This window comes from Streptomyces sp. WELS2, from assembly GCF_013870595.1.
Classification (GTDB): Bacteria; Actinomycetota; Actinomycetes; order Streptomycetales; family Streptomycetaceae; genus Streptomyces.
Map to the genome: position 1 here is coordinate 1 of NZ_JACBWZ010000046.1, position 19,029 is coordinate 19,029.

Below are 19,029 nucleotides of genomic sequence, written 5' to 3' on the forward strand. Positions count from 1 at the left end.
GTCCCCGACGAGGTCACCATCGCGATGGCCAAGGACCGCTTCGAGCAGCCGGACCGGTCTCCGGCCGGCGGCCGCGGCTCGGCCCCGCTCAGGCCAGGGGGTCGGGCGCCGCCACCACACCATACTCGGCGAGCTTCGCCTTGCCGCCGTCGGGCGCGGTGAGCACCAGCGGCCCCTGCTCGGTCAGCGCCACCGAGTGCTCCCAGTGGGAGGACCAGGTGCCGTCGGTCGTGATGACCGTCCAGTCGTCGGAGAGGACCTCGGTCTTCGGGGTGCCGAGGGAGACCATCGGCTCGATGGCCAGGCAGAAGCCGGGGACCAGCTTGGGGCCCTTGCCGCGGCGCCGTTCGACGTAGTTCAGCAGGTGCGGGTCCATGTGCATCTCGGTGCCGATGCCGTGGCCGCCGTAGTCCTCGATGATGCCGTAGCGGCCGCCGCCGGGCTTCGGCTGGCGGCGGATGTACGTCTCGATCGCCCGGGAGATGTCGACCAGGCGGTTGCCCTGCTTCATGGCCGCGATGCCGGCCCACATCGACTCCTCGGTCACCCGGGACAGCTCGATCAGCTCCGGGGAGTGACCGGAGCCGACGAAGGCCGTGTAGGCCGCGTCGCCGTGCCAGCCGTCGACGATCGCGCCGCAGTCGATGGAGATGATGTCGCCGTCCTTCAGGACGACGTCGTCGGAGGGGATGCCGTGGACGACCACGTCGTTCACGGAGGTGCAGATGGTGGCCGGGAAGCCGCCGTAGCCGAGGAAGTTCGACTTCGCGCCGTGCTCGGCGAGGACCTTGCGGGCCACCTCGTCCAGGTCCCGGGTGGTCGCGCCGGGCACCGCGGCCTCGCGCGTCGCCGCGTGGATGGCGGCTACGACCAGGCCCGCCGCCCGCATCTTCGCGATCTGCTCGGGGGTCTTGATCTGCACCATGGGGGGCCTGCGCTCTCCGTCACTCACGTCGACTGGGGTACCTGTACAACAGTACGGCCGCGGCGCCCGGGGAGGGCACCGCGGCCGGAGGGGCCGGGATCTACTTCTCGGCCTTCTCGCGCTTGAGGGCCTCCAGCGCCCGCTGCGTGATCTCGTCCACCGGGCCCAGGGAGGAGATCGTCACGACCAGCTCCTGCGCCTTGTAGTAGTCGATGATCGGCTCGGTCTGCGTGTGGTAGACCTCCAGCCGCTTGCGGACGGTCTCCTCGGAGTCGTCGTCGCGCTGGTACAGCTCACCGCCGCACACGTCGCAGACGCCCTCCTGCTTGGCCGGGCTGTAGGTGACGTGGAAGACGTGCGAGGAGTCGTTGCGGCAGATGCGCCGGCCGGCGATCCGCTTGACGACCTCCTCCTCGGGGACCTCCAGGTCGAGGACGGCGTCCAGCGTCATCTGCTCGTCGCGCAGCAGCTGGTCCAGGGCCTCGGCCTGCGAGACGTTGCGCGGGAAGCCGTCCAGCAGGAAGCCCTTCTCCGCGTCCGGCTGCTCCATGCGGTCCTTGGCCATCGCGATGGTGACCTCGTCGGGGACGAGGTTGCCGGCGTCCATGTAGGACTTGGCGAGCTTGCCCAGCTCCGTCTGCCGGCTGATGTTGGCCCGGAACAGGTCGCCCGTGGAGATGTGCGGGATGCCCAGCTTCTCTGCGAGCCGGACGGCCTGCGTTCCCTTACCGGCACCCGGCGGCCCGACGAGGACGATACGCATCAGCGGAGGAACCCTTCGTAATTGCGCTGCTGGAGCTGGCTCTCGATCTGCTTCACCGTCTCGAGGCCCACACCCACGATGATGAGGATGCTGGTCCCGCCGAAGGGGAAGTTCTGGCTTGCCCCAAAGCCCACCAACGCCATTGTCGGTACGAGAGCGATCAGACCCAGATACAGCGAACCCGGCCAGGTGATCCGGTTGAGCACGTAGCTCAGGTACTCAGCGGTCGGTCGGCCAGCCCGGATGCCCGGGATGAAGCCACCATACTTCTTCATGTTGTCGGCTACTTCCTCGGGGTTGAAGGAGATAGCGACGTAGAAGAACGCGAAGAAAACGATGAGCAAGAAGTACGAAGTGATGTAAATCGGGTGGTCGCCCTTGGTGAGGTTCTGCTCGATCCAGGTCTTCCAGCCCGAGTTGCCCCCCGCGAACTGCGCCACGAGCGCCGGGATGTAGAGCAGCGAGGAGGCGAAGATGACGGGAATCACACCCGCCTGGTTCACCTTGAGCGGGATGTACGTGGACGTACCGCCGTAGGACCGGCGCCCGATCATCCGCTTCGCGTACTGCACCGGGATGCGGCGCTGGGCCTGCTCGACGAAGACGACGAGCGCGACCATGACCAGGCCGACCGCGATGACGGTGCCGAACTCGATCCAGCCGCCGGCCAGCGAGCCCTGCTTCTTGATGGCCCACAGCGCGGACGGGAAGGTCGCGGCGATCGAGATGAACATCAGGATCGACATGCCGTTGCCGATGCCGCGGTCGGTGATCAGCTCACCGAGCCACATCACCAGGGCCGTACCGGCGGTCATGCAGATGACCATCGTGATGGTCGTGAAGATCGCCTGGTCCGGGACGATGCTGGTGGCGACCGAGCAGCCGTTGAAGAGCGCGCCGCTGCGGGCGGTGGCCACCAGGCCGGTGCCCTGGAGGATGGCCAGGGCCACCGTGAGGTAGCGGGTGTACTGGGTGATCTTCGCCGTGCCGGCCTGGCCCTCCTTCTTCAGGGCTTCCAGGCGCGGGATCACCACGGTGAGCAGCTGAAGGATGATGCTCGCGGTGATGTACGGCATGATGCCGAGCGCGAAGACCGTGATCTGGAGCAGCGCGCCGCCGCTGAACATGTTCACGAGGCCGAACAGGCCCTGGTTGGCGCCGGCCTCCTTCACACACTGCTGGACGGCCTGGTAGTTGACGCCGGGGATCGGGATGTGGGTACCGACCCGGTAGACCACGATGATGCCCAGCGTGAAGAGCAGCTTCTTGCGCAGGTCGGGCGTCCTGAACGCCCGGGCGAACGCGGTGAGCACGGTGCCTCCTGCGACCCCCGCGCAACTGCGTCAAGGGTGACGGTCTGAGGTTCGACGAATACGAAAAAGAACAGTGCAGGCCACCTTACCGGCGACCATGCCCCCCTAGGAACGACCAACCGGGGATACCTCATTGTGAGGTATCCCCGGTCGGGATCGTTTACGTCATCGACGCTCCGCCTGAGGGACTCAGACGAGCTCGGTGACCGTGCCGCCGGCGGCGGTGATCTTCTCCTTGGCGGAGCCGGAGACGGCGTCGACCGTCACCTGCAGCGCCACGGAGATCTCGCCCTGGCCGAGGACCTTGACGAGGCTGTTCTTGCGAACGGCGCCCTTGGCCACCAGCGACTCGACGGTGACCTCGCCACCCTCGGGGTACAGCGCGGCCAGCTTGTCGAGGTTCACGACCTGGTACTCGGTCTTGAACGGGTTCTTGAAGCCCTTCAGCTTCGGGAGGCGCATGTGGAGCGGCATCTGGCCACCCTCGAAGCGCTCCGGAACCTGGTAGCGGGCCTTGGTGCCCTTGGTACCACGACCGGCCGTCTTACCCTTCGACGCCTCACCACGACCGACACGGGTCTTGGCGGTCTTGGCGCCGGGGGCCGGACGGAGGTTGTGGATCTTCAGCGGGTTGTTCTCCGCCATGATCAGTCGACCTCCTCGACCGTCACGAGGTGGCGGACGGTGTGCACCATTCCGCGGAACTCGGGGCGGTCCTCCTTGACGACCACGGTGTTGATCCCCTTGAGACCAAGCGACCGAAGGGTGTCACGGTGGTTCTGCTTGCTGCCGATGTAGGACTTGACCTGCGTGATCTTGAGCTGCGCCATGATTACGCACCCACCCCGGCACGCGCACGCAGCAGGGCCGCGGGAGCGACGTCCTCCAGGGGCAGACCACGGCGGGCCGCGATCTCCTCGGGACGCTGCAGGCCCTTCAGGGCCTCCACGGTCGCGTGCACGATGTTGATGGCGTTGTCGGAGCCGAGCGACTTCGACAGCACGTCGTGGATACCGGCGCACTCGAGCACGGCACGCACGGGACCACCGGCGATCACACCGGTACCCGGCGAAGCCGGCTTGAGCAGCACGACGCCGGCGGCCTTCTCGCCCTGGATCGGGTGCGGGATGGTGCCCTGGATCCGGGGGACCTTGAAGAAGTGCTTCTTGGCCTCCTCAACGCCCTTGGCGATGGCGGCCGGCACCTCCTTGGCCTTGCCGTAACCGACACCCACGGTGCCGTCACCGTCGCCCACCACGACCAGCGCGGTGAAGCTGAAGCGACGACCACCCTTCACAACCTTGGCGACGCGGTTGATCGCGACGACGCGCTCAACGTACGCGGTCTTCTCGGCGGCAGCAGCGCCGCCGTCACGGCCCTTCCGGTCCCGCCGCTCGCCGCCACCGGCACCGCTTCCGCGGCGCTGGGGTCCAGCCATTGGATTACCTCTCTCTTTCCGCTAGCTACAAGCGGCTCAGAACTTGAGCCCGGCTTCGCGGGCGGCGTCCGCCAGGGCCGCGATGCGGCCGGCGTACTGGTTGCCACCACGGTCGAACACGACGGCCTCGACACCGGCGGCCTTGGCACGCTCGGCGACCAGGGCGCCGACCTGCTTGGCCTGCGCGGACTTGTCGCCCTCGGCACCACGGATCGACGCGTCCAGGGTGGACGCCGACGCCAGGGTGTGGCCCTTCAGGTCGTCGATCACCTGCGCCACGATGTGGCGGTTGGAGCGGGTCACGACCAGACGGGGGCGCTCCGCCGTACCGGCGATCCGCTTGCGGATCCGGATGTGACGGCGCTTGATCGCGGCGCGCTTGTAGGCGTCGCCCTTGAGGATCTTCTGCCCGTATGCCATGGCTTACTTACCCGCCTTTCCGACCTTGCGGCGGATGACTTCGCCCTCGTACTTGACGCCCTTGGCCTTGTACGGGTCGGGCTTGCGCAGCTTGCGGATGTTGGCCGCAACCTCGCCGACCTTCTGCTTGTCGATGCCCTCGACCGAGAAACGGGTCGGGGTCTCCACCTTGAAGGAGATGCCCTCGGGGGCCTCGACCACGATCGGGTGGCTGTAACCGAGAGCGAACTCCAGGTTGGAACCCTTGGCGGTCACTCGGTAACCGACACCGCTGATCTCGAGCTTCTTCACGTAACCCTGGGTCACGCCGGTGATCATGTTCGCCACCAGCGTGCGGGAGAGGCCGTGCAGGGCCTTGCTCTGACGCTCGTCGTTCGGGCGCAGCACCTGGAGGGTGCCGTCCTCGCCCTTAGCGATGTCGATCGGAGCCGCGATGGTGTGGGTCAGTTCGCCCTTGGGGCCCTTGACCTTGACCGTGCGGCCGTCGATGGTGACGTCCACGCCGGCGGGAACCGCGATGGGGAGCTTGCCGATGCGCGACATAGCTGTTTCCTCCGTTCCCTTCTGCTACCAGACGTAGGCGAGGACTTCCCCACCCACGCCCTTCTTGCCGGCCTGCTTGTCGGTGAGGAGCCCGTGCGACGTGGAGATGATCGCCACGCCGAGGCCGCCCAGCACCTTCGGCAGGTTGGTGGACTTCGCGTACACCCGGAGACCGGGCTTGGAGATCCGCTTGATGCCCGCGATGGAGCGCTCACGGTTGGGGCCGAACTTCAGCTCCAGGACGAGGTTCTTGCCGACCTCGGCGTCCTCGACCTTCCAGCCCGTGATGAAGCCCTCCTGCTGGAGGATCTCCGCGATGTGCGACTTGATCTTGGAGTGCGGCATCGACACCGAGTCGTGGTACGCCGAGTTCGCGTTCCGCAGACGCGTCAGCATGTCTGCGATCGGATCAGTCATGGTCATGAATTGGCCTGTGGCCTTTCTCGCCGGGGTTTCCTATATGCGCCATCCCTCTCCCCGTACTTCTGCAGACGGGACGGGTGCGGTGCGGGGACCTACGGCGTAGTAAGTCGTTCAGGGCGGCAGAGCCCAACCCCACCAGCCTACGGCATGTGGTGTTCGGGCCCTGCCGTCCCGGTTGCTTACCGAGAGGTCCCAGAATCCCTAAATGAGGGGATTACCAGGAGCTCTTGGTCACGCCCGGCAGCTCGCCACGGTGAGCCATCTCACGGAGGCACACGCGGCACAGGCCGAACTTGCGGTACACGGAGTGCGGACGACCGCAGCGCTGGCAGCGGGTGTAGCCACGCACACCGAACTTGGGCTTGCGAGCAGCCTTCGCGATGAGAGCCTTCTTCGCCATCTCGCTCACGCCTCCTTGAACGGGAAGCCGAGGTGACGGAGAAGGGCACGGCCCTCTTCGTCGTTGGTCGCCGTGGTCACCACGGTGATGTCCATACCCCGGACGCGGTCGATCTTGTCCTGGTCGATCTCGTGGAACATGACCTGCTCCGTGAGACCGAAGGTGTAGTTGCCACGGCCGTCGAACTGCTTGGGGGACAGGCCGCGGAAGTCGCGGATGCGCGGCAGCGCGAGCGACAGGGTGCGGTCCAGGAACTCCCACATGCGGTCGCCACGGAGCGTGACGTGGGCACCGATCGGCTGGCCCTCACGCAGCTTGAACTGCGCGATGGACTTGCGGGCCTTGGTGACGGCCGGCTTCTGACCGGTGATGGTGGTCAGGTCGCGGATCGCGCCCTCGATCAGCTTCGAGTCACGGGCGGCGTCACCGACACCCATGTTGACCACGATCTTGACGAGGCCGGGAACCTGCATGACGTTCTCGTACTTGAACTCGTCACGCAGCTTGCCCGCGATCTCCTCGCGGTACTTCGTCTTCAGACGCGGAGTGGTGGTGGTAGCCATCAGATGTCCTCACCCGTCCGCTTGGCAACGCGGATCTTGTTGCCCTCTTCGTCGAAGCGGTAGCCGACACGCGTGACGACCTTCTTGCCGTCCTTCTCCACGACCAGCTGGACGTTGGAGACGTGGATCGGCGCCTCGGTGGTCACGATGCCGCCGGCCTGGGAACCACTGGCGGTCGGACCGGCCTTGGTGTGCTTCTTGACCCGGTTGACACCCTCGACCAGGACGCGGTCCTCGCGCGGGTAAGCGGCAATGACCTTGCCCTGCTTGCCCTTGTCCTTGCCGGTGATGACCTGGACCAGGTCGCCCTTCTTGATCTTCATGCTTACAGCACCTCCGGCGCGAGCGAGATGATCTTCATGAACTTCTTCTCGCGCAGCTCACGGCCGACCGGGCCGAAGATGCGGGTGCCGCGAGGGTCGCCGTCGTTCTTCAGAATGACGGCGGCGTTCTCGTCGAAGCGGATGTACGAGCCGTCCGGACGGCGGCGCTCCTTGACGGTGCGAACGATGACCGCCTTGACGACGTCACCCTTCTTCACGTTGCCACCGGGGATCGCGTCCTTGACGGTGGCGACGATGACGTCACCGATGCCCGCGTAGCGGCGACCGGAGCCACCGAGCACACGGATGCAAAGGATCTCCTTCGCACCAGTGTTGTCGGCGACACGCAGTCGCGACTCCTGCTGGATCACGTCTATCTCCTGATCGTCTGCCGGTTCCCCGGGGGCCGTTTCTCAACGGCCCCCGGAGCCTGGCGGAACTGACCTGCGGGGTTTGCCCCGCAGGAATTACTTGGCCTTCTCGAGGATCTCGACGACGCGCCAGCGCTTCGTCGCGGACAGCGGCCGGGTCTCCATGAGGAGGACGCGGTCGCCGACGCCCGCAGCGTTCTGCTCGTCGTGGGCCTTGAGCTTGTTCGTACGGCGGATGACCTTGCCGTACAGCGCGTGCTTCACACGGTCCTCGACGGCGACGACGACGGTCTTGTCCATCTTGTCGCTGACGACCAGACCCTCACGGGTCTTGCGGAAGCCTCGGGCTTCGGTGTTCTGCTCAGTCACGTTGCTCTCGCTCATCAGGCGCTCTCCACCGTCTCGATGCCCAGCTCGCGCTCACGCATCAGGGTGTAGATCCGCGCGATGTCCTTACGGACGGCCTTCAGCCGGCCGTGGTTTTCGAGCTGACCCGTGGCCGCCTGGAAGCGGAGGTTGAACAGCTCTTCCTTGGCCTCGCGGAGCTTCGCCAGAAGCTCCTCGTTGCCCAGCTCGCGCAGCTCGGACGCCTTGGTACCGGCCGACATCACGCTTCACCTGCCTCGCGCTTGACGATCCGGCACTTCATCGGCAGCTTGTGGGCCGCACGGGTCAGCGCCTCACGGGCGATCTTCTCGTTGGGGTACGACAGCTCGAACATCACACGTCCGGGCTTGACGTTCGCGATCCACCACTCCGGGGAACCCTTACCGGAACCCATGCGGGTCTCGGCCGGCTTCTTGGTGAGGGGACGGTCCGGGTAGATGTTGATCCAGACCTTGCCGCCACGCTTGATGTGGCGGGTCATCGCGATACGGGCCGCCTCGATCTGGCGGTTCGTGACGTAGGCCGGGGTCAGCGCCTGGATGCCGTACTCGCCGAACGCAACCTGCGTCCCACCCTTGGACATACCGTTGCGCTTCGGGTGGTGCTGCTTGCGGTGCTTGACCCTACGGGGGATCAGCATTTCGGTCAGGCCTCCGTTCCGGTGCTCTCAGCCGGAGCGGCAGCCGCGGGGGCCTCGGCCTTGGGGGCCTCGGCACCAGCAGCCTGCTGCGGCTTGCGACCGCGCCGCTCGCCACCGCGGCCACCACGGGCCGGGCGGTCGGCGCCACCGCGGGCCGGGCGGTTACCCGCACGGGCGGCAGCGTTCTCGGCGCGGACCTCGGCGATGTTCTTGACGTCGCCCTTGTAGATCCAGACCTTCACACCGATGCGGCCGAAGGTCGTCTTGGCCTCGAAGAAGCCGTAGTCCACGTTCGCGCGGAGCGTGTGCAGGGGCACGCGGCCCTCGCGGTAGAACTCCGAGCGGGACATCTCGGCGCCGCCGAGGCGGCCACCGCACTGGATCTTGATGCCCTTGGCGCCGGCCTTCATGGCGGACTGCATGCTCTTGCGCATGGCCCGACGGAAGGAGACGCGGGAGGACAGCTGCTCGGCGACGGCCTGGGCCACCAGCTGAGCGTCCGTCTCCGGGTTCTTGACCTCGAGGATGTTGAGCTGGACCTGCTTGCCGGTCAGCTTCTCCAGGTCACCGCGGATGCGGTCGGCCTCGGCGCCGCGGCGGCCGATGACGATGCCCGGGCGAGCGGTGTGGATGTCCACGCGGACGCGGTCACGGGTGCGCTCGATCTCCACCTTGGAGATGCCGGCGCGCTCCATGCCGGACGTCATCATCCGACGGATGGCGACGTCTTCCTTGACGTAGTCCTTGTACAGCTTGTCGGCGTACCAACGCGACTTGAAGTCGGTCGTGACACCGAGCCGGAACCCGTGCGGGTTTACCTTCTGGCCCATTACCGGGTTCCTTCCTTGCTGCTGACGACCACGGTGATGTGGCTGGTCCGCTTGCGGATCCGGTAGGCACGGCCCTGGGCGCGCGGCCGGAACCGCTTCAGGGTCGGGCCCTCGTCGACGTAGGCCTCGGAAACGAAGAGGCTGTCGACATCGGTGTGGTCGTAGTTGTGCGCGGCGTTGGCGATGGCGCTGTCGAGCACCTTGCCGACGGGCACGGAGGCTGCCTGCGGAGCGAATCGCAGAACAGCCTGGGCCTCCGTGGCGTTCATGCCACGGATGAGGTCCACCACACGGCGGGCCTTCATGGGCGTCACGCGGATGTACCGCGCCTGTGCCCTGGCTTCCATGGTTGTCCCTTCAGAGTTACTTACGTGTCTGAATGCGATCCGCTACTAGCGGCGCTTCGACTTCCGGTCTTCCTTGACGTGGCCCCGGAAGGTGCGCGTCGGCGAGAACTCGCCGAGCTTGTGGCCGACCATCGACTCGGTGACGAACACCGGGATGTGGGTCTTGCCGTTGTGCACCGCGATCGTGTGGCCGAGCATGGCCGGGACGATCATCGAGCGACGGGACCAGGTCTTGATGACGTTCTTGGTGCCGGCATCGTTCTGGGCGTCCACCTTCTTGATCAGGTGGTCGTCGACGAAGGGCCCCTTCTTCAAGCTACGAGGCATCTCAACCCGTCCTTAGCGCTTCTTGTTCGTCTTGCGGCGGCGGACGATGTACTTGTTCGACGCCTTCTTGGGCGAACGAGTACGGCCTTCCTTCTTGCCCCACGGGGACACAGGGTGGCGACCACCGGAGGTACGGCCCTCACCACCACCGTGCGGGTGGTCGACCGGGTTCATGACCACACCACGGACGGTCGGGCGAACGCCCAGCCACCGCTTACGGCCGGCCTTGCCCCAGTTGATGTTCGACTGCTCGGCGTTGCCGACCTCGCCGACGGTGGCGCGGCAGCGCACGTCGACCAGACGGATCTCACCGGACGGCATACGCAGGTGGGCGTAGGCGCCCTCCTTCGCGAGCAGCTGCACGGAGGCACCCGCGGAGCGGGCGAACTTGGCACCGCCACCGGGACGGAGCTCGATCGCGTGGATCGTGGTACCGACCGGGATGTTGCGGAGGGCCAGGTTGTTGCCCGGCTTGATGTCGGCCCCGGGGCCGTTCTCCACGGTGTCGCCCTGCTGCAGGTTGCGCGGGGCGAGGATGTAGCGCTTCTCGCCGTCGGCGTAGTGCAGCAGCGCGATGCGCGCGGTGCGGTTGGGGTCGTACTCGATGTGCGCGACCTTCGCCGGCACGCCGTCCTTGTCGTGACGACGGAAGTCGATCACTCGGTAGGCGCGCTTGTGTCCGCCACCCTGGTGGCGAACGGTCACACGACCGGCGTTGTTACGGCCGCCCTTGCTGTGCAGCGGGCGAACCAGCGACTTCTCCGGCGTGGACCGCGTGACCTCGACGAAGTCGGCAACGCTGGCGCCACGACGGCCCGGCGTAGTCGGCTTGTACTTGCGGATTCCCATTTCTCAGTCCTCGTCCGATATCGGACGATCCGGACCGCCCTTAGGCGGTCGGACCGCCGAAGATGTCGATACGGTCGCCCTCGGCGAGGGTCACGATCGCGCGCTTGGTGGCGGCACGCTGGCCGAACCCGGTGCGGGTCCGCTTGCGCTTGCCGGCGCGGTTGATCGTGTTGACCCCGGTGACCTTGACGTCGAAGACCGCCTGGACGGCCTGCTTGATCTGGGTCTTGTTGGCGTTCGGGTCGACGATGAACGTGTACTTGTTCTCGTCGAGGAGCGCGTAGCTCTTCTCGGAGACGACCGGCTTCAGCAGGACGTCACGGGGGTCCGTGTACGACTTGCTCAGCGGGGTCTCGACGGTGTTCTTGCCCTCGGTGGCGTGGCGACGCGCCTTGGCGACGCGCGCGGCCTTGGCGGCCTTGGCGGCCTTCGAGGCGATAGCGGGGTGACGGATGGCCATCAGACCTCGCTCCCTTCGGTGTCGTTGGCCTTCGGGCCGGCGACGAAGGACTCGAAAGCGGCCTGGGTGAAGACCACGTCGTCCGAGACGAGAACGTCGTACGTGTTCAGCTGGCCCGGCTCCAGGATGTGGACCTGGGGCAGGTTGCGGGCGGACAGCCACGCGGCCTCGTCGGAGCGCTCGACGACCAGGAGCAGGTTCTTGCGCTCCGAGATCTTGCCGAACAGGCTCTTCGCGGCCTTCGTGGAGATGTCACCCTCGACCACGCCGGAGACGACGTGGATGCGGTTGTGACGCGCCCGGTCGGTGAGGGCACCGCGCAGGGCGGCGGCCTTCATCTTCTTCGGGGTCCGCTGCGAGTAGTCACGCGGCACGGGACCGTGCACGACGCCACCACCGGCGAACTGCGGCGCGCGGGTCGAACCCTGGCGGGCGCGACCGGTGCCCTTCTGGCGGTACGGCTTCTTGCCACCACCACGGACTTCACCGCGGGTCTTGGTCTTGTGCGTGCCCTGGCGGGCAGCGGCCAGCTGCGCGACGACGACCTGGTGGATCAGCGGGACGCTGACCTTGGCGTCGAAGATCTCCGCGGGGAGCTCGACGGTACCGGCCTTCTCGCCCGCCGGCGAAAGGATGTCAACAGTGCTCATCGGTTACCTCAGGCCCCCTTGGCCGCGGTGCGGACCAGGACGAGGCCGCCGTTCGGACCGGGAACCGCGCCCTTGATGAGCAGCAGACCCTTCTCCGCGTCAACGGCGTGGACGGTCAGGTTCTGGGTGGTGACCCGCTCGTTGCCCATGCGACCCGCCATGCGGAGGCCCTTGAACACACGGCCCGGGGTGGCACAGCCACCGATGGAACCGGGGGAGCGGTGCTTGCGCTGGGTGCCGTGACCGGCGCCGAGGCCACCGAAGTTGTGACGCTTCATGACACCGGCGAAGCCCTTGCCCTTGCTCTTGCCGGTGACGTCGACCTTCACGCCGGCCTCGAACACCGCAGCGGTGATCTCCTGGCCCAGCGTGTACTCGGAGGCGTCCGCGGTGCGGATCTCGACGAGGTGGCGACGGGGGGTGACGTCGGCCTTCGCGAAGTGACCCTTGAGGGGCTTGTTCACCTTGCGCGGGTCGATCTCGCCGAAGGCGATCTGGACCGACTCGTAGCCGTCGACGTCGTTGGTACGAACCTGGGTCACGACGTTGGGGCCGGCCTTGACGACGGTGACCGGAACAACACGGTTGTTCTCGTCCCACACCTGCGTCATGCCGAGCTTCTCGCCCAGGATGCCCTTGATCTGCTTAGCCATTCTCAGCCCACCAGCCTCAGAGCTTGATCTCGATGTCGACACCGGCCGGCAGGTCGAGTCGCATCAGAGAGTCAACGGTCTTGGGGGTCGGGTCGAGGATGTCGATCAGGCGCTTGTGCGTGCGCATCTCGAAGTGCTCGCGCGAGTCCTTGTACTTGTGCGGCGACTTGATGACGCAGTACACGTTCTTCTCAGTGGGCAGCGGCACCGGGCCCGCGACCGACGCACCAGTGCGAGTCACCGTCTCGACGATCTTCTTCGCCGAAGAGTCGATGACCTCGTGGTCGTAGGCCTTGAGCCGGATGCGGATCTTCTGTCCCGCCATGGCTACTCAGTAGTCCTGTCTCTCTAACGCTCTGGAACCCGGTGTTGCTTCTGGGTGACCCTTTGCTCCTCCGACCCACGCGGTCGGGCGTGTCGCGCTCCCGCTGACATGAATGTCCCTTGTCCGAACATCCCCGCGGGATTGACACGGCCCTTCCGGAACCGCGGACCGGGGACCTCGGGCCCACCGGGCGCCTGGCCGGTGTCGCGCCCACGCTTCCCGGAAGATTCCCGTACGTCCGCCCCAGTGCTGCCCGAGGGCAGTTAGGACGACGAGTACTGTGGGACTCGCTTCCGGTCCTCCCGGCGGGAGGCGCGCAGCATCAACACTCGACCGAGCAACTCCGACAGTCTGCCATACGGGGCAGGCGGTGTGCCAATCGGGCCGAAGAGATTACCCCGAAGGTGACGTAGGTCAAACCGGAGCGCCGGTGCCCCGCGCCGCGGCCTCCCCATTTACATAAGCTATGAATATAAAGTGGCTATGCTTCGGGCATGAGTCCACAAGACACCGCTCCCGGCGCGTCCGCCGCCGTCGGAGCCGCCCTCTACGGCCTGGCCACCAGGGCCGCGAGGCGCCTGCCCCGGGACATGAGCCTGACGTCCGCCGCCACCCTGGCCACCCTGGAACGGACCGGCCCGCGGCGCATCACCGATCTGGCCGTGGTCGAGGGCGTCACCCAGCCCGCGATGACCTCCCTGGTCCGGGTGCTGGAGGAGTCCGGCCTGGTCGAGCGGCGGGACGACGCGTCCGACAAGCGGGTCAAGCTGGTGTGCCTGACCGAGGCCGGCGCCGCCTATGTGCGGACGCGGCGCCAGGCGGGTGTCCACGCGTTCGAGCGGTTGATCGGCAAGCTCGCCGGCGACGAGGTCGAGGCGCTGGTGGCGGCCCTTCCGGCGCTGGAGCATCTGGCAGAGCTGGAAAGCCAGGACCGCGAAGGGGCGAAGCGGTGACCGGGCGGCCGGCCGGCGGGAGCTCGGCGAAGGCGTTGCCGGTGGCGCGTTCCGAGGCGCGGCTGCTGGTCCCCGCCCTGATGTTCATCGCCCTGGTCGTGGCGGCGGTGGGCAGCCTCGGGACGCCGCTCATCACCAGCGTGGCGACCTCGTTCCACGTCCCGCTCGGCAGCGCGCAGTGGACGCTGACCGTCGCGCTGCTCAGCGGCGCCGTCGCCACACCGGTCCTCGGCCGGCTCGGAGCCGGTCCGCACCGGCGGGCCACGATCCTCGTCACGCTGGCGGTCGTCGTCGCCGGCAGCGCGCTCACCGTGCTGCCGCTGCCGTTCGCGTGGCTGCTGGCCGGGCGGGCGGCCCAGGGCGTCGGGCTCGGGCTGACGGCGCTGATGATGGGCGTGGCCCGGGACCACCTCCCCGAGGAGCGCGGCGCGTCCGTGATCGCCCTGATCTCGGTGGTCTCGATCATCGGGGCCGGCGTCGGCTACCCGCTGGCCGCGCTGCTCGCCGAGTTCGGCGGGGTACGGGCCGCCTACGGCCTCGGCCTGGCCGTCACCGCCGCCGCCCTCCTGACCGCGTGGCGCTCCATACCCGAAGCCCCCGAAGGCCGCTCCGCCCACGTGGACGTGCCCGGCGCGGTCGCCTTGGCCGCTGCGCTGCTCCTGGTGCTGCTCCTGGCCGGCGAACGGAGTCTGTGGACCCGGCACCTCGCCGTGGCGTCGGGCCTCGCCGTCACCGCGCTGGTGCTGCTCTGCGTCTGGGCCGTCATCGAGCTGCGCAGCACGACGCCCCTGGTCGGTGTGCGGGCGGTGCGGCACCCGGCGGTCGCCGGGGCGAACCTCGCCATGTTCGTCGGCGGGATCGGCATGTACCTCCTGCTCACGCTCATCACCCGGTACGCGCAGACGCCGCACGGCGCCGGCTACGGCTTCGGGCTGACGACCTTCGTCGCCGGGCTGGTCCTCGTCCCGTTCTCGGTGCTGGGGTTCGCCGCCGGCAAGCTCACGCCCCGGATCCGGACGCGGGTCCCCGGCCCCCTGCTCCTGGCCGGCAGCGCCGTCGTGGTCGGCGGCGGATTCGCCCTGTTCGCGGCGGCCCGGTCGGACCTGGCCGAACTGTTCACGGCGATGGGCGTGCTCGGCTTCGGCGTCGGCGGCTTCTCGGCCGCGATGCCCGGCGTCATCCTGGCCGTCACTCCCAAGAGCGAGACGTCGAGCGCCATGAGCTTCAACTACGTCGTCCGCAGCGTCGGGTACTCCCTGGGCAGCGCCATCGGCGGCCTGATCCTCGCCGCGGGCACCGGTCCCGGCCGCCTCTTCCCCGACGACAGCGCCTACACCACCGCGGCGCTGGTCGGCATCGGCGCCATGGCGATCACGACGCTGACGAGCCTCGCTCTCGCCCGCCGGCGCGCATGACGCCGGATTCGCCGGGCGCGCGCCCGGTCAGCCCCGCGAAGCGAAGGTCACGAAGTCGGCCCAGGCGGCCGGGGCGACGGTGAGGCAGGGGCCCTCGGTGTTCTTGGAGTCGCGGATGTGGATGGTGGAGGGGGTGGGGGCGACTTCGAGGCAGTCGTGTCCGTTGCTGCTGTCGCTGTAGCTGCTCTTGGACCAGGTGAGAGCCGCCTCGACGCAGTCGTTGCCGTTACTGCTGCTGCTGTAGCTGCTCTTGAACCAGCGGAGTTCCGGGGTGCTCATAGTTCTCCCAGCGCCTTCTCGATGATGTCCAGAGACTCCTCTGGCGGGAGCGCCTGAGCCCGGATAATGCCATAGCGCAGATCGAGGACGCGGAGCTGCCTCGGGTTCGAGACGGGTCGACCCGAGAAGTCACCGTCTGTACGGCCGACTCCTGTCCCATCCACGAATTTCAGCACTTCGATCAGCCCAGCCGTACCGGGGTGGTTCGCACGACTGGTCGGCATCACCTGGAGCTCCACGAACGGCAACTGGGCCACCTCCAGCATGTGTTCGAGCTGTCGACGCAGCACCATTCTGTCCCCGACCGGGCGCCGCAGCGTCACCTCTTCCTGGACGAAACTCAGCTCGGGTGCGGGCGAGCGGTCGAAGACGGACTTGCGGGCCATCCGAGCACCCACCATGCGCTCCAACTGGTCGGGGGAGTAAGCCGGGCGCCAAGTGCGCAGCAGCGCTCGCGCGTACTCCTCCGTCTGCAACAGCCCATGGATGTTGTGGTTGCTGTAGAGGAGCATCTCGACCGCCCTCTCCTCCAACTCCGCCAACGCCCGTACCTTCTTCGGATACCGCGCCTTCCTCATGTCCTCCCGGAACGCCCGGAGATGCCCCTGTGCCTTCAGGAACGTGTCCGCGCTGTCCAGGAACTCGGGCCTGGGGATACGCGCCCCGCGTTCGATCTTGCGGATCATGTCCTCGCCGTAGCCCAAGGCCTCCGCCAGCTCGGGGACGGTCACGCCGGCCGACTCCCGGCAGACCTTGAGCAGTCGGCCCACCGCCTGGACGACCGGCTCGATCTCGTCGCCCGGTTCGACGTCCCACCCGGCCTCGTCCACACCCTCACCCATGGCTCCTCCTTCGGCGCGCAGTCGTACCCGTACAACGCCCGGGACAGCCGAGACAGCCGAGACAAATCGGGAGACAGTGACCGTACGTACAGGCGTTGTCACTCCCTTACGGAAGCAGGCTTCGCCACGCTCGGTGATGTGAACCAAGAAATGGGTGCCCCTGAAAACCACCTCACCGGCCACATCCCCACCTTCGACATCCGGCTGTCCCCCACACCCCGCGGTGCCCGACTCGCCCGGCTGCTGGCCGAACAGCATCTGCGCTCGTGGGGGCTGCCGGTGGAGCAGGTGACGCAGATCGTCGCCGAGCTGGCCGCGAACGCCGTCACGCACGGTCGCGTACCCGGCCGGGACTTCCAGCTCCTGATCTACGTCGTCGGCCACACGCTCCGTATCGAGGTGACCGACACCCGCGACGACCGCTTCCCCCGGCTCCGGCCCCCGAGCGAGGACGGGGAGGCCGGGCGCGGACTGCTCCTCGTGGAGGCGCTGGCCGACAAGTGGGGCGTAGCCGTGGGCCGTCGCCCGCGCAAGACGGTGTGGGCCGAGGTGACCCTGTCGGACCGGGACCCGGCGGGCCGTGCTCCGGTGACGCGGGCGGCCATTACCCAAGGAACACCAGGGTGAAAGAACCCCGCCAAGCCCCACCCCTCCCGCCCACGGAGCAAACTCACTCGCCTGGGTGAACATCACCAACTTGGCTGGATTTGGGGCTGGTTGTCTGCCCTACGCTCAGCGCAACACCACCGCAGACATGCGACGGCCCTCGCCGGGAGTAGCGATCCCAGTGCGAGGGCCTGACCACCGAGGAAGGTCAACTCTTCCTGATGGATGCTCAGCACCCTAGCGCGCCTGCGCGCGCCCAGTCCCCCGTTACCGCCAACAAGCACCCGAACCGGGGGCACACCGGCGGACTCGTCCACGACCACACCCGCCACACCACCCGCTTCACGGTGATCGGCAACCACCTCGTCCAGCACGCGGAGTTGTCGCTCCTGGCGATCGGCCTGGCGTGCCACATCCAGTCGCTGCCGCCCGGCGCCCGCGTCGACATCAAGACCCTGGCCGCCCGCTTCCCGGAGGGCGCGATCCGCATCGCGGCGGCGCTGCGGGAGCTGGAGGCCCACGGCTACCTGCGCAGGGAACGCACGCGCGTCCCCGGCGGCCGGATCGTCACCCGCACGATCTCCTGCAACCAGCCCGGCCGCCGCCCCGACGAATCACCTCCGCCCCGGCGCCGGAACCAGCCCCGCCGCACGGCCCTCCCCGCCGTGCCGAAGCCCGCGTACCCCTCCCCGGAGCTGCTCCGCCTGGCCACGGACGTCCTCGCCGGCCTACGCCGCAGGGAGCCCCGCCTGCTCCTGTCCGCCACGGAGACCGAACACCTGGCACCCGGGGTCGCGGCCTGGCTGGAGCGCGACGTCACCCCCACGTCCGTACGCGAGGCCCTGACGGGCAACCTCCCACCGGACCCCCTGACCCGCCCGGCCGCCCTCCTGGCCCACCGCCTGACGACGGGCCTCCCCCCACTTCCCCCCTACCGCACCCCCGAGCCACCCCCACCGGTCCGCCACCCCCTCCAGACCTGCGAGACCTGCGACCGAGCCTTCCGCTCCCCGGAACCGGGCCACTGCCGCGACTGCCGGACCCTTCTCCTGGAGGCCGCCTAGCATGAAAGCGACGATCCTTGACCCCGGGCACAGACGAGGAGCGGGCGCCATGACCATCGCACCGGACGATCCCCGGCAGAGCGCTTCCCACCTGTACCGGACCATGCGGGATGTCGTTCAGTCGATGGATGACGCCCTCCCGGGGAAACTCGAGATCACCAAGGAAGGGATCGTTCACGACATGATGTCGCCGGGTGGGCCGCACGAGGTCACGGCCGCGCACGTCAGCCGTCGCCTGGAAAAGGCGATGCCGGACGAGCTGCTGGCCCATACCGGCACACCGGACGTGGAGGACGAACCCGAGGCCATCCTGCGGCACCCCGACGTCATGGTGATCGCCTGGGAAGACCTCGATACCGAAGGCTCCATCGACCCCCGTACCGTCCTCGCCGCCATCGAGATCGTCTCCCGCTCCAACCCGGACAACGACTGGGTGGGGAAGGTCCGCGACTACGCCCTGATGGGCATCCCCGTCTACGCGGTCTTCGACCCGCGCACCGGCACCGGCGCCGTCTTCACGGACATCCACCCCACCCCTTCAGGCCCGCGCTACGCCACCCGGAAGGACTTCTTCTACGGCGAGGACGTGACGATCGCCGACTGGACGATCCCGACCCAGGGCCTGCCGCTCTACGACCGGACGACATGAACCCGCAGGCCGACAACGGGCACGAGCTGATCCCCCGCGCCGACTCCTGACGCCCTGCGCGCGGCCCTCGCCGTCGTGGCTCCCGGCCGCCTCGACCGACCTCTCCTCCCTCTACGCCCGGGTGCAGAGCAACCTGGAACACGAGGACCCCGTCACCGCGCAGGACGCCCTGAGAGAGCTGAGTGCCATCCTCGGCGAAGCCATGAAGACCTCGCTCACAGCCTGAGCACTCCCCGCCAGACCCGTCCCGCGCCGACGCCCCCCGTCCCGC

General features: G+C 67.9%; 31 protein-coding genes. 5 read left to right on the forward strand and 26 right to left on the reverse strand.

Annotation, left to right across the window (positions count from 1 at the left end):
• Window positions 1-88: 88 nt before the first annotated feature.
• The 24 genes from map to rpsJ all read right to left on the reverse strand — a co-directional run bounded on the left by map (window position 89) and on the right by rpsJ (window position 12,950).
• Entirely contained in the window at window positions 89-925 is an 837-nt protein-coding gene (map, locus tag H5J33_RS05120) for a type I methionyl aminopeptidase (protein WP_181793595.1), read from the reverse strand.
• A gap of 100 nt (window positions 926-1,025) precedes the next feature.
• On the reverse strand, window positions 1,026-1,688 hold the full coding sequence (locus H5J33_RS05125; protein WP_181793584.1) for an adenylate kinase: 663 nt from the start codon (window positions 1,686-1,688) through the stop codon (window positions 1,026-1,028).
• Window positions 1,688-3,001 carry a preprotein translocase subunit SecY gene (secY, locus tag H5J33_RS05130; RefSeq protein ID WP_181793585.1) on the reverse strand — a complete coding sequence of 438 codons (1,314 nt, stop codon included), beginning with the start codon at window positions 2,999-3,001 and terminating at the stop codon, window positions 1,688-1,690. Before secY ends, H5J33_RS05125 begins: the two co-directional genes overlap by 1 nt.
• Window positions 3,002-3,190: 189 nt before the next feature.
• Window positions 3,191-3,646, reverse strand: coding sequence for a 50S ribosomal protein L15 (rplO, locus tag H5J33_RS05135; RefSeq protein ID WP_030601181.1), 456 nt, complete (start codon window positions 3,644-3,646; stop codon window positions 3,191-3,193).
• Window positions 3,647-3,648: 2 nt separating this feature from the next.
• Window positions 3,649-3,831, reverse strand: a complete 183-nt coding sequence (rpmD, locus tag H5J33_RS05140; protein WP_003998814.1) for a 50S ribosomal protein L30 — start codon at window positions 3,829-3,831, stop codon at window positions 3,649-3,651.
• Window positions 3,832-3,833: 2 nt separating this feature from the next.
• Window positions 3,834-4,439, reverse strand: coding sequence for a 30S ribosomal protein S5 (gene rpsE / locus H5J33_RS05145; protein ID WP_014674381.1), 606 nt, complete (start codon window positions 4,437-4,439; stop codon window positions 3,834-3,836).
• Window positions 4,440-4,475: 36 nt separating this feature from the next.
• The gene (gene rplR, locus H5J33_RS05150; protein ID WP_030601188.1) at window positions 4,476-4,859 is read right to left on the reverse strand and encodes a 50S ribosomal protein L18; all 384 of its coding nucleotides are present in this window, start codon (window positions 4,857-4,859) and stop codon (window positions 4,476-4,478) included.
• Window positions 4,860-4,862: 3 nt separating this feature from the next.
• Window positions 4,863-5,402 (reverse strand): 50S ribosomal protein L6, encoded by a 540-nt coding sequence (gene rplF / locus H5J33_RS05155; protein ID WP_181793586.1) that lies wholly within the window; start codon window positions 5,400-5,402, stop codon window positions 4,863-4,865.
• A 24-nt stretch (window positions 5,403-5,426) separates the two neighbouring features.
• Window positions 5,427-5,825 carry a 30S ribosomal protein S8 gene (rpsH, locus tag H5J33_RS05160; protein ID WP_014674378.1) on the reverse strand — a complete coding sequence of 133 codons (399 nt, stop codon included), beginning with the start codon at window positions 5,823-5,825 and terminating at the stop codon, window positions 5,427-5,429.
• Window positions 5,826-6,039: 214 nt separating this feature from the next.
• Window positions 6,040-6,225: a type Z 30S ribosomal protein S14 gene (locus H5J33_RS05165; RefSeq protein ID WP_003948630.1), complete on the reverse strand. Its 186-nt coding sequence runs from the start codon at window positions 6,223-6,225 to the stop codon at window positions 6,040-6,042.
• A 5-nt stretch (window positions 6,226-6,230) separates the two neighbouring features.
• Complete coding sequence (gene rplE / locus H5J33_RS05170; RefSeq protein WP_014674377.1) at window positions 6,231-6,788, reverse strand: 50S ribosomal protein L5; 558 nt, start codon at window positions 6,786-6,788, stop codon at window positions 6,231-6,233.
• Entirely contained in the window at window positions 6,788-7,111 is a 324-nt protein-coding gene (rplX, locus tag H5J33_RS05175; RefSeq protein ID WP_181793587.1) for a 50S ribosomal protein L24, read from the reverse strand. Before rplX ends, rplE begins: the two co-directional genes overlap by 1 nt.
• 2 nt (window positions 7,112-7,113) lie before the next feature.
• The gene (rplN, locus tag H5J33_RS05180) at window positions 7,114-7,482 is read right to left on the reverse strand and encodes a 50S ribosomal protein L14 (protein WP_003998823.1); all 369 of its coding nucleotides are present in this window, start codon (window positions 7,480-7,482) and stop codon (window positions 7,114-7,116) included.
• 96 nt (window positions 7,483-7,578) lie between these two features.
• Complete coding sequence (rpsQ, locus tag H5J33_RS05185) at window positions 7,579-7,866, reverse strand: 30S ribosomal protein S17 (protein WP_030641193.1); 288 nt, start codon at window positions 7,864-7,866, stop codon at window positions 7,579-7,581.
• On the reverse strand, window positions 7,866-8,090 hold the full coding sequence (rpmC, locus tag H5J33_RS05190) for a 50S ribosomal protein L29 (protein ID WP_003974259.1): 225 nt from the start codon (window positions 8,088-8,090) through the stop codon (window positions 7,866-7,868). The genes rpsQ and rpmC overlap by 1 nt, the downstream gene beginning before the upstream one ends.
• The gene (rplP, locus tag H5J33_RS05195; RefSeq protein WP_009190136.1) at window positions 8,090-8,509 is read right to left on the reverse strand and encodes a 50S ribosomal protein L16; all 420 of its coding nucleotides are present in this window, start codon (window positions 8,507-8,509) and stop codon (window positions 8,090-8,092) included. The genes rpmC and rplP overlap by 1 nt, the downstream gene beginning before the upstream one ends.
• A gap of 5 nt (window positions 8,510-8,514) precedes the next feature.
• Window positions 8,515-9,339 carry a 30S ribosomal protein S3 gene (rpsC, locus tag H5J33_RS05200; RefSeq protein WP_010036723.1) on the reverse strand — a complete coding sequence of 275 codons (825 nt, stop codon included), beginning with the start codon at window positions 9,337-9,339 and terminating at the stop codon, window positions 8,515-8,517.
• Window positions 9,339-9,686 (reverse strand): 50S ribosomal protein L22, encoded by a 348-nt coding sequence (gene rplV / locus H5J33_RS05205; RefSeq protein ID WP_030601197.1) that lies wholly within the window; start codon window positions 9,684-9,686, stop codon window positions 9,339-9,341. Before rplV ends, rpsC begins: the two co-directional genes overlap by 1 nt.
• Before the next feature lie 45 nt (window positions 9,687-9,731).
• The gene (gene rpsS, locus H5J33_RS05210; protein ID WP_030601199.1) at window positions 9,732-10,013 is read right to left on the reverse strand and encodes a 30S ribosomal protein S19; all 282 of its coding nucleotides are present in this window, start codon (window positions 10,011-10,013) and stop codon (window positions 9,732-9,734) included.
• Between the two features lie 12 nt (window positions 10,014-10,025).
• Window positions 10,026-10,862, reverse strand: a complete 837-nt coding sequence (rplB, locus tag H5J33_RS05215; protein WP_030601203.1) for a 50S ribosomal protein L2 — start codon at window positions 10,860-10,862, stop codon at window positions 10,026-10,028.
• A 40-nt stretch (window positions 10,863-10,902) separates the two neighbouring features.
• Window positions 10,903-11,322, reverse strand: coding sequence for a 50S ribosomal protein L23 (gene rplW, locus H5J33_RS05220; protein ID WP_030778513.1), 420 nt, complete (start codon window positions 11,320-11,322; stop codon window positions 10,903-10,905).
• Complete coding sequence (gene rplD / locus H5J33_RS05225; protein ID WP_181793588.1) at window positions 11,322-11,972, reverse strand: 50S ribosomal protein L4; 651 nt, start codon at window positions 11,970-11,972, stop codon at window positions 11,322-11,324. The genes rplW and rplD overlap by 1 nt, the downstream gene beginning before the upstream one ends.
• A gap of 8 nt (window positions 11,973-11,980) precedes the next feature.
• The gene (gene rplC / locus H5J33_RS05230; protein ID WP_030601213.1) at window positions 11,981-12,625 is read right to left on the reverse strand and encodes a 50S ribosomal protein L3; all 645 of its coding nucleotides are present in this window, start codon (window positions 12,623-12,625) and stop codon (window positions 11,981-11,983) included.
• Window positions 12,626-12,641: 16 nt separating this feature from the next.
• Window positions 12,642-12,950 (reverse strand): 30S ribosomal protein S10, encoded by a 309-nt coding sequence (gene rpsJ / locus H5J33_RS05235; protein WP_003948644.1) that lies wholly within the window; start codon window positions 12,948-12,950, stop codon window positions 12,642-12,644.
• Window positions 12,951-13,444: 494 nt separating this feature from the next.
• Here rpsJ and H5J33_RS05240 point away from each other — a divergent pair, with 494 nt between their 5' ends.
• Together H5J33_RS05240 and H5J33_RS05245 are read left to right on the forward strand one after the other, a co-directional pair.
• On the forward strand, window positions 13,445-13,903 hold the full coding sequence (locus tag H5J33_RS05240) for a MarR family winged helix-turn-helix transcriptional regulator (protein WP_258564889.1): 459 nt from the start codon (window positions 13,445-13,447) through the stop codon (window positions 13,901-13,903).
• Window positions 13,900-15,318 (forward strand): MFS transporter, encoded by a 1,419-nt coding sequence (locus H5J33_RS05245; protein ID WP_181793589.1) that lies wholly within the window; start codon window positions 13,900-13,902, stop codon window positions 15,316-15,318. The genes H5J33_RS05240 and H5J33_RS05245 overlap by 4 nt, the downstream gene beginning before the upstream one ends.
• Window positions 15,319-15,345: 27 nt before the next feature.
• Here the strand turns inward: H5J33_RS05245 and H5J33_RS05250 are convergent, their stop codons facing one another.
• Together H5J33_RS05250 and H5J33_RS05255 are read right to left on the reverse strand one after the other, a co-directional pair.
• Window positions 15,346-15,597: a DUF397 domain-containing protein gene (locus tag H5J33_RS05250; protein WP_181793590.1), complete on the reverse strand. Its 252-nt coding sequence runs from the start codon at window positions 15,595-15,597 to the stop codon at window positions 15,346-15,348.
• Window positions 15,594-16,439, reverse strand: coding sequence for a helix-turn-helix transcriptional regulator (locus H5J33_RS05255; protein ID WP_181793591.1), 846 nt, complete (start codon window positions 16,437-16,439; stop codon window positions 15,594-15,596). The genes H5J33_RS05250 and H5J33_RS05255 overlap by 4 nt, the downstream gene beginning before the upstream one ends.
• A gap of 150 nt (window positions 16,440-16,589) precedes the next feature.
• On the opposite strand from H5J33_RS05255, the gene H5J33_RS05260 reads away from it, so the two are divergent.
• From H5J33_RS05260 to H5J33_RS05270, 3 genes are all read left to right on the forward strand, one after another.
• The gene (locus H5J33_RS05260) at window positions 16,590-17,066 is read left to right on the forward strand and encodes an ATP-binding protein (RefSeq protein WP_181793592.1); all 477 of its coding nucleotides are present in this window, start codon (window positions 16,590-16,592) and stop codon (window positions 17,064-17,066) included.
• A 200-nt stretch (window positions 17,067-17,266) separates the two neighbouring features.
• Window positions 17,267-18,109: a helix-turn-helix domain-containing protein gene (locus H5J33_RS05265; protein ID WP_181793593.1), complete on the forward strand. Its 843-nt coding sequence runs from the start codon at window positions 17,267-17,269 to the stop codon at window positions 18,107-18,109.
• 49 nt (window positions 18,110-18,158) lie between these two features.
• Complete coding sequence (locus H5J33_RS05270; RefSeq protein ID WP_181793594.1) at window positions 18,159-18,758, forward strand: Uma2 family endonuclease; 600 nt, start codon at window positions 18,159-18,161, stop codon at window positions 18,756-18,758.
• Window positions 18,759-19,029 lie beyond the last annotated feature (271 nt).